Source organism: Pseudonocardia sp., assembly GCF_025965585.1.
Classification (GTDB): domain Bacteria; phylum Actinomycetota; class Actinomycetes; order Mycobacteriales; family Pseudonocardiaceae; genus Pseudonocardia.
Map to the genome: position 1 here is coordinate 1 of NZ_JAOPWR010000510.1, position 6,716 is coordinate 6,716.

Consider the following 6,716-nt stretch of genomic DNA (forward strand, 5'->3'; position numbering starts at 1 on the left):
CGGCGCCAACCGCACCTTCCTGGTGCCGGCCGTGCTGGCGCAGGTGCTGCAGGCCGGTCCGGACGCCGTGAAGCTCTTCGGAGCCCTCAAGACCTACACGTACGGCGCGTCCCCGATGCCGCTGCCGCTGCTGCGCGCCGCGATGGAGGCCTGGCCGGACACCGACTTCATGCAGGTCTACGGGCTGACCGAGGTGGCCGGTGTCGCGACCCACCTGCTGCCGGGGGCCCACCACGACGCCGAGCACCCCGAGCGGCTGCTCTCGGCCGGCCAGGCCATCCCGGGGATGGAGATCCGGATCGTCGACCCGGGCACCCTGGAGGACCTGCCGAGCGGTGAGCACGCCGAGATCTTGCTGCGCACACCGCAGCTGATGAAGGGTTTCCTCGGCAAGCCGGAGGAGACCGCCGCGGTGATCACCGAGGACGGCTGCTTCCGCACCGGCGACAAGGGCAAGCTCGACGACGGCGGCTTCCTCTACGTCCAGGACCGGCTCAAGGACATGATCATCAGCGGTGGCGAGAACATCTATCCCGCCGAGATCGAGCGCGTCCTGGCCGAGCACCCTGCCGTCGACGACGTGGCGGTCATCGGCGTGCCCGACGAGCGCTGGGGCGAGGTGCCCAAGGCCGTCGTGGTGGCGGCACCGGGCGCCACCGTCGACCCGCAGGAGCTGCTCGCCCACTGCCGCGCGCACCTGGCCTCGTTCAAGTGCCCGAAGTCGGTGGACGTGCTCGACGAGCTGCCGCGCAACCCCACGGGCAAGGTCCTGAAGAAGGACCTGCGCAAGGCGTACTGGGAGGGCATGGAGCGTCAGGTCGTCTGAGTCAGCTCTCCGCCCACTCGGCCAGCACCCGCTGCGCGTCGCCGGTGACCTGGCGGTGGAACGCGGGCCCGGGGTCCCCGGACACCGGGTCGATGTTGATCACCATGGCGCCTGCCGCCCGGGCCAGGGGGGCGAGCCAGGACGCCGGGGCGACCCGGCCCGAGGTGCCGACGGCCAGGAACAGGTCGCACGTCGCCGCCGCCCGCCGCGCCGCGGCGAGCGCGGCCTCGTCGAGCGACTCGCCGAACAGCACCACCGCCGGGCGCACGAGCTCGCCGCAGCGCGGGCAGCGCGGACGGGGGTCGCCGGACGCGCGCGCGGCCTCGACGGCGGGGCCGTCCCACGTGCACAGCAGGCAGCGCGCCCGTCCCGCCGACCCGTGGATCTCGATGGCGTCCACCGAGCCCGCGGTGTGGTGCAGCCCGTCGACGTTCTGCGTGATCACCTCGGCCCCGACCGCCGCGAGCGCACGGTGGGCCGGTGTCGGGCCCGCCTCCTGCGCACGCTCGTGCATGCCGCCCCAGACCTGCCACATGAGGTCGACGTTGCCGGGGACGTACTGGGCGTGCATGGCGCGCTCGACGTCCGGCGCGATCGTCCACAGGCCGTCCGGCCCGCGGAACGTGCCCAGCCCGGCGGCGACGCTGATGCCGGCACCGGTGAGGGCGACGATCCGGTCGAACTGCGCCCGCGGCGGCAGCCTCTCGCCCGCGGTGCTCACGAGCCGAACCCGAACGTCGTGATGGCCGGGAGGTCGCCCGCGTGCAGCCCGTCAAGGACGAAGCGCTCGTGCGGCACCACCGGGTCGGGCAACGCGTCGAGCGGGCACCAGCGCAGGTCGGCGGCCTTCGCGGTCTCGAGCAGGCGCGGCTCGCCGGTCCACGTGCGGCAGGTGAAGAAGAAGTCGACGCGCTCGTCGATCGGCTGCCCGTTGTCGTGGGTGCGGTGCATGGTGGTCAGCGGTACGAGCTCGGTGGGCACCACACCGATCTCCTCCTCCGCCTCCCGTACCGCCGCGGCCAGCACGGACTCCCCCGCCTCCACGTGCCCGGCCGCCGCCGCGGCCCAGTGCCCGTCGCGGTAGCCGGTGTTCTGCCGCAGCTGCAGCAGCACCTCGGCCCCCCGCACGAGCAGGACGTAGGCGGCGGGGACGACCTGGAAGCGCACACGTCGACGATAGGTCGTGCGCTGAGAAAGTGCCCGGAGCACCGCCTTCCGCGCACGCCTCACCCCGGCAGCGCGGGCGCTCACGTCGCCACACGGGGCCGGGAGGCCCAGCAGAGCCGGGCGTGGAGTCGGCTCCTCCACCACCGGGATCAGGCCGGCGGCCGGGGCAGCCAGGCGGTGAGCAGCATCCGGACGGGACGGGAGCCCTCCGGGCGGAGCGAGGGGGATGCTGGGCGCCCGCAGCGCCTCCTGCTCGGTGCTCCGTCCGGGCGAGTTCTCCGTCACGCGAGTCAACATCTCTTCAGCAAGATTCCTTGCGCAAGGTTTCAGATATACCGCCGGACGAGCATGCTCGCCGCATGGCGATCCGGCTCGCAGGTCAGCTCACGGCGGCGCTCGACGGGCTGCGCTACGAGCCCGTCGACAAGCGGATCCGCGTGCTCCACGGCGGACGACGCGTAGCCGACACCGTCGGGGCCGTGCTGGTCTGGGAGCCGCACCGGGTGGTGCCGCAGTACGCCGTTCCCGTCGCCGACGTCACGGCCGACCTGCGCGTGGCCGGACCCGATGAGGGCGACCGCCACGGCCCCGCGTCGGTGCCGGGGGGACCGGGCGGCCGCGAGGTGCTCACCCCCGCCACCGGCTTCGGCGTGCACACCGCCGACGGTGTCGTGCACTCGCTCCACCTCGGTGACGACGTCCTGCGCGGCACGGCGTTCCGTCCCGCCGACCCCGACCTGGCCGGCTACGCGGTCCTCGACTTCGCCGCGTTCGACACGTGGCTCGAGGAGGACGAGGAGATCGTCAGCCATCCCCGCGACCCGTTCCACCGCGTCGACGTGCGGCACAGCTCGCGCCACGTCCGCATCGAGCTCGACGGGCACGTGCTCGCCGACAGCACCCGCCCGTCGCTGGTGTTCGAGACGTCGCTGCCGGTGCGCTACTACCTGCCCGCCGAGGACGTCGACGCCTCGGCGCTGCGCCCCAGCACCACGACCACGGCGTGCGCGTACAAGGGCGTCGCGTCCTACCGCGACGTGGCGCTCCCCGACCGGACCGTGCCCGACCTGGTCTGGACCTACCCCGCCCCACTGCCCGACGCGGTGCAGGTGACCGACCTGCTCTGCTTCTTCACCGAGCGCGTGGACCTCGTCCTCGACGGCGTGCGCCACGACCGGACGACGAGCATGTTCTCCTGAGCCCGCCCACTACTTGACTCGCGAGTAACTTCTGCGTTAGAGACAGCCCATGAAGCTCTCGACCCAGGTCCAGTACAGCGACGACCCGATCAGCAGCGCCGAGGCGGTGGTCGCCATGGAGCGGGCCGGTCTCGACGTGGCCTGGGTCGCCGAGGCGTACAGCTACGACGCCGTCTCGCTGATGGGCTTCCTCGCGGCGAAGACCGAGCGCATCGAGATCGGCTCCGGCATCCTGCCGCTCTACAGCCGCACCCCGACGCTCACCGCGATGACCGCCGCGGGTCTCGACGCCCTCTCCGGCGGGCGCGCGATCCTGGGCCTCGGGGCGTCGGGACCGCAGGTGATCGAGGGCTTCCACGGCGTCCCCTACGACAAGCCCGTGGGGCGCACCCGCGAGATCATCGACATCTGCCGCCAGGTCTGGCGCCGCGAGAAGATCGACCACCAGGGGATCTACACGATCCCGCTGCCCGAGGGGCAGGGCACCGGGCTGGGCAAGCCGCTCAAGCTGATCAACCACCCGCGGCGGGCCGACATCCCGATCTGGGTCGCGGCGCTGGGCGACAAGAACCTCGAGATGACCGCCGAGCTGGCCGACGGCTGGCTGCCCCACGCGGTGATGCCGGAGACGATGAACGAGGTCTTCGGCCCCGCGCTGGAGGCCGGCTTCGCCAAACGCTCCCCCGAGCTCGGCCCGCTGCAGATCACCGGCGGCGGCATCCTCGCGCTCGACGAGGAGATGTGGGAGCCCGCCCGGCAGGCCGCCCGGGCCATGTACGCGCTCTACATCGGAGGCATGGGCGCGCGCGGCAAGAACTTCTACAACACCGTCTTCCAGCGCCAGGGCTACGAGGCCGAGGCCAAGCTCGTCCAGGACCACTACCTCGACGGCAGGAAGGACGAGGCCGCGGCGGCACTGCCCGCGGACTTCATCGACAAGGTCACGCTCATCGGCCCCGCGGGGCACGTGAAGGAGCGCATCGCGGCACTCGCCGGGGCAGGCGTCACCCACCTGCACGTGAACCCGGTGGGCAGTGACGCTCCGAAGCTGATCTCCCAGGTCAAGGAGTGGATCGTCTAGGTGGCCTCCCCCCGGGATCGATGACGGCGGGTGACCACTTCACACTGTGAGGTGAACTGCCGCCAGCACCCGGAGTGGAGCGTCCGTTGCCCGACCTCTCCATCGAGGTGTCCGATCGGCCGATGGGGCCCGATCAGTACACCTACGTCGAGACGCACGCATGGTGGCTGGGCACGTTCGGTTCGCACAGCCACCTCACCGAGCATCGGCTGCGGCAGTGGGTGCCCGCCCGCGGCGACCGCGAGTGGGTGCTCGAGCGTGAGCTGACCGGCGAGCAGCAATGGCTCGTCGGGTCGGCGGAGCAGGCGGCCGACGACGGCTTCGACCTCCGCGACGTGGCGCCGGTCGGCCGCTTCCGGGCGGTGCACGGCCTGTTCCACCTCGGCGGCGGGGACGACGGCGAGGGCTTCTGCGGCACACCCATGGGGGCGCCGCGGGGCAACTGGCAGGCACCCACCCGCGAGTTCTTCGCCCTCCTGCCGCGCGACCCCGACGCGCTGTACGCACGCCTGCGCGAAGAGAACCCGGGCGACTGGTTCGGCCCGTTCGCCGCGGGCGTCACGGTGCTGCGCACCTGCCTGGTGCCCGCCGACCTGCGCGCGCCCCTGTACCTCGCGCTCGCGCGGCTGCCCGACGTCACGGCCGCCGAGGGCGTCGACGACGTCGACGGGCGGCGCTGCCTCGCGCTCGTCCACGACGCCGGCCGCACGCGGACCGAGCTGATGATCTCGCCGGAGGACGGCCAGTTCGCCGGCGAGCGCGACACACTGCGGATGGACTCCCGCTGCGGGCTGCGGGCGGGCACCGTGATCAGCTCCACGGCCGCGCACACCGCGGTCGTCGACTCGGAGGGCGACCTTCCCCGCTGAGCGGCGGAGGTCGGGGCTCCACGCCGAGCGCCGTGCTCCTACCGCAGGGGCTGCTCGGGGCCCTCGCCCTCGCGCTTGCCGAAGATGCGGCGCTCGCTCTCGTCGATCCTGACGTCGTTGATGCTGGCCTCGCGGCGGCGCATGTAGCCCCCGTCGTCGAACTCCCACAGCTCGTTGCCGTAGGAGCGCCACCACTGGCCGTCGACGTCGTGGCTCTCGTACTGGAAGCGGACCGCGATCCGGTTGCCCTCGAAGGCCCACAGGTCCTTCCGCAGGGCATACTCCAGCTCGCGGTCCCACTTGCCCTTGAGGAACGCGGCGATCTCGGCGCGTCCCGTCACGAACTGGTCGCGGTTGCGCCAGACGGAGTCCTCGGAGTACGCCGCGGCGACCTTCTCGGGGTCTCGGGTGTTCCAGGCGTCCTCGGCGGCCTGCACCTTCTTGCGGGCGCTCGCCTCGTCGAACGGAGGGAGGGGAGGTCGGGGGGTCACGGTGGGGTCCTCTCGGTTCGCGGCGATGGAGAACCGTCGTTCTCCGACGGCTGCTAGGCTAGAGAACGTTGGTTCTCGGCGTCAAGGAAGCACCGATCGAAGATGGATGAGGACACTGCGCGCACCCGGCTGCTCGACGCTGCCGAGACGCTCTTCTACGGCCGCGGCATCCATGCGGTGGGTATGGACGACGTGCGGACCGCGTCCGGCGTCTCCCTCAAGCGCCTCTACCGGCTCTACCCGGCGAAGGAACAGCTCGTGATCGCCTACCTCGAGCGACGGGACACGCGCTGGCGGGGTCGCCTGGCGGCGTCGGTGGCCGAGCAGCCGGATCCGGTGGGGCGCCTGCTCGCGGTGTTCGACTGGCTGGGCACGTGGTTCGCGGAACCGGACTTCCGCGGATGCGCGTGGATCAACTCGTTCGGCGAGATGGGCACGACGTCGCCGGCGGTCCTCGCACAGGTCCGCCACCACAAGGCCGCGTTCCACCGGTACCTCGTGGAGCTCGTCACCGCCGCCGACCGGCCCGCCGCGCTCGCCGACGAACTCCTGCTCCTCGCCGAGGGAGCGATGGTGACGGCGGGCGTCTTCGCCACCGTGGAGCCCGCGGCGCGGGCGCGTGCGGCGGCGGCGCGGCTGGTCGGAGCCCCACACGGGATGCGAGGCGGACGTGAGGAGGTTGCCCCGGAGTCCCGTGCCCTGCGGATGACATGAGGACTAACCTTGAGCCAGTCCCCCGGCGATTGACGATGCGATCCGATCAAGGCGGTCCACAGCGTGTCCAGCAGCAGTACCTCGAGCACAGCCGATCAGTTCGGGCCCAACGAATGGCTCGTCGAGGAGATGTACCAGCGCTTCCTGGACGACCCGACGACCGTCGACCCGGCATGGCACGAGTTCTTCACCGACTACCGGCCGGCCGAGACGCCCGGCGAGGTGGCCACCACCAGCAGCGGCAGCAGCAACGGCTCGCGCCCCGTCGTCGCGCCCACCCCCACGGCCGAGCCCGCGGAGCCGACCGAACGGCGCCGCACGGCCGACCGTGAGGCCATGACGCCGCCCGCGACCGCCGCCGACGGCTCC

9 protein-coding genes are annotated in these 6,716 nt (G+C 72.2%); 6 read left to right on the top strand and 3 right to left on the bottom strand.

The window, feature by feature from the left end; translation table 11 throughout:
* The coding region (locus tag JWR81_RS31005) for an AMP-binding protein (protein WP_297661039.1) at positions 1 to 826 on the top strand (826 nt) is incomplete at its 5' end.
* A 1-nt stretch (position 827) separates the two neighbouring features.
* On the opposite strand, the gene JWR81_RS31010 is transcribed toward JWR81_RS31005, so the two are convergent.
* Positions 828 to 1,547 carry a Sir2 family NAD-dependent protein deacetylase gene (locus JWR81_RS31010; protein ID WP_297661041.1) on the bottom strand — a complete coding sequence of 240 codons (720 nt, stop codon included), beginning with the start codon at positions 1,545 to 1,547 and terminating at the stop codon, positions 828 to 830.
* Positions 1,544 to 1,993 carry an NUDIX domain-containing protein gene (locus JWR81_RS31015; protein WP_297661043.1) on the bottom strand — a complete coding sequence of 150 codons (450 nt, stop codon included), beginning with the start codon at positions 1,991 to 1,993 and terminating at the stop codon, positions 1,544 to 1,546. Before JWR81_RS31015 ends, JWR81_RS31010 begins: the two co-directional genes overlap by 4 nt.
* A gap of 359 nt (positions 1,994 to 2,352) precedes the next feature.
* Between JWR81_RS31015 and JWR81_RS31020 the strand changes: the two genes are divergently transcribed.
* The 3 genes from JWR81_RS31020 to JWR81_RS31030 all read left to right on the top strand — a co-directional run bounded on the left by JWR81_RS31020 (position 2,353) and on the right by JWR81_RS31030 (position 5,142).
* Positions 2,353 to 3,192 (top strand): DUF427 domain-containing protein, encoded by an 840-nt coding sequence (locus tag JWR81_RS31020; protein ID WP_297661044.1) that lies wholly within the window; start codon positions 2,353 to 2,355, stop codon positions 3,190 to 3,192.
* Between the two features lie 49 nt (positions 3,193 to 3,241).
* On the top strand, positions 3,242 to 4,273 hold the full coding sequence (locus JWR81_RS31025; RefSeq protein ID WP_297661046.1) for an LLM class F420-dependent oxidoreductase: 1,032 nt from the start codon (positions 3,242 to 3,244) through the stop codon (positions 4,271 to 4,273).
* An 86-nt stretch (positions 4,274 to 4,359) separates the two neighbouring features.
* Positions 4,360 to 5,142 carry a hypothetical protein gene (locus JWR81_RS31030; RefSeq protein ID WP_297661048.1) on the top strand — a complete coding sequence of 261 codons (783 nt, stop codon included), beginning with the start codon at positions 4,360 to 4,362 and terminating at the stop codon, positions 5,140 to 5,142.
* Between the two features lie 38 nt (positions 5,143 to 5,180).
* Here JWR81_RS31030 and JWR81_RS31035 read toward each other — a convergent pair whose 3' ends face one another.
* On the bottom strand, positions 5,181 to 5,633 hold the full coding sequence (locus JWR81_RS31035; protein ID WP_297661050.1) for a nuclear transport factor 2 family protein: 453 nt from the start codon (positions 5,631 to 5,633) through the stop codon (positions 5,181 to 5,183).
* A gap of 102 nt (positions 5,634 to 5,735) precedes the next feature.
* Here JWR81_RS31035 and JWR81_RS31040 point away from each other — a divergent pair, with 102 nt between their 5' ends.
* Together JWR81_RS31040 and JWR81_RS31045 are read left to right on the top strand one after the other, a co-directional pair.
* The gene (locus JWR81_RS31040) at positions 5,736 to 6,347 is read left to right on the top strand and encodes a TetR/AcrR family transcriptional regulator (protein ID WP_297661052.1); all 612 of its coding nucleotides are present in this window, start codon (positions 5,736 to 5,738) and stop codon (positions 6,345 to 6,347) included.
* Between the two features lie 63 nt (positions 6,348 to 6,410).
* Positions 6,411 to 6,716 (top strand): hypothetical protein (locus JWR81_RS31045; protein WP_297661054.1); only part of this gene is annotated, 306 nt, incomplete at its 3' end.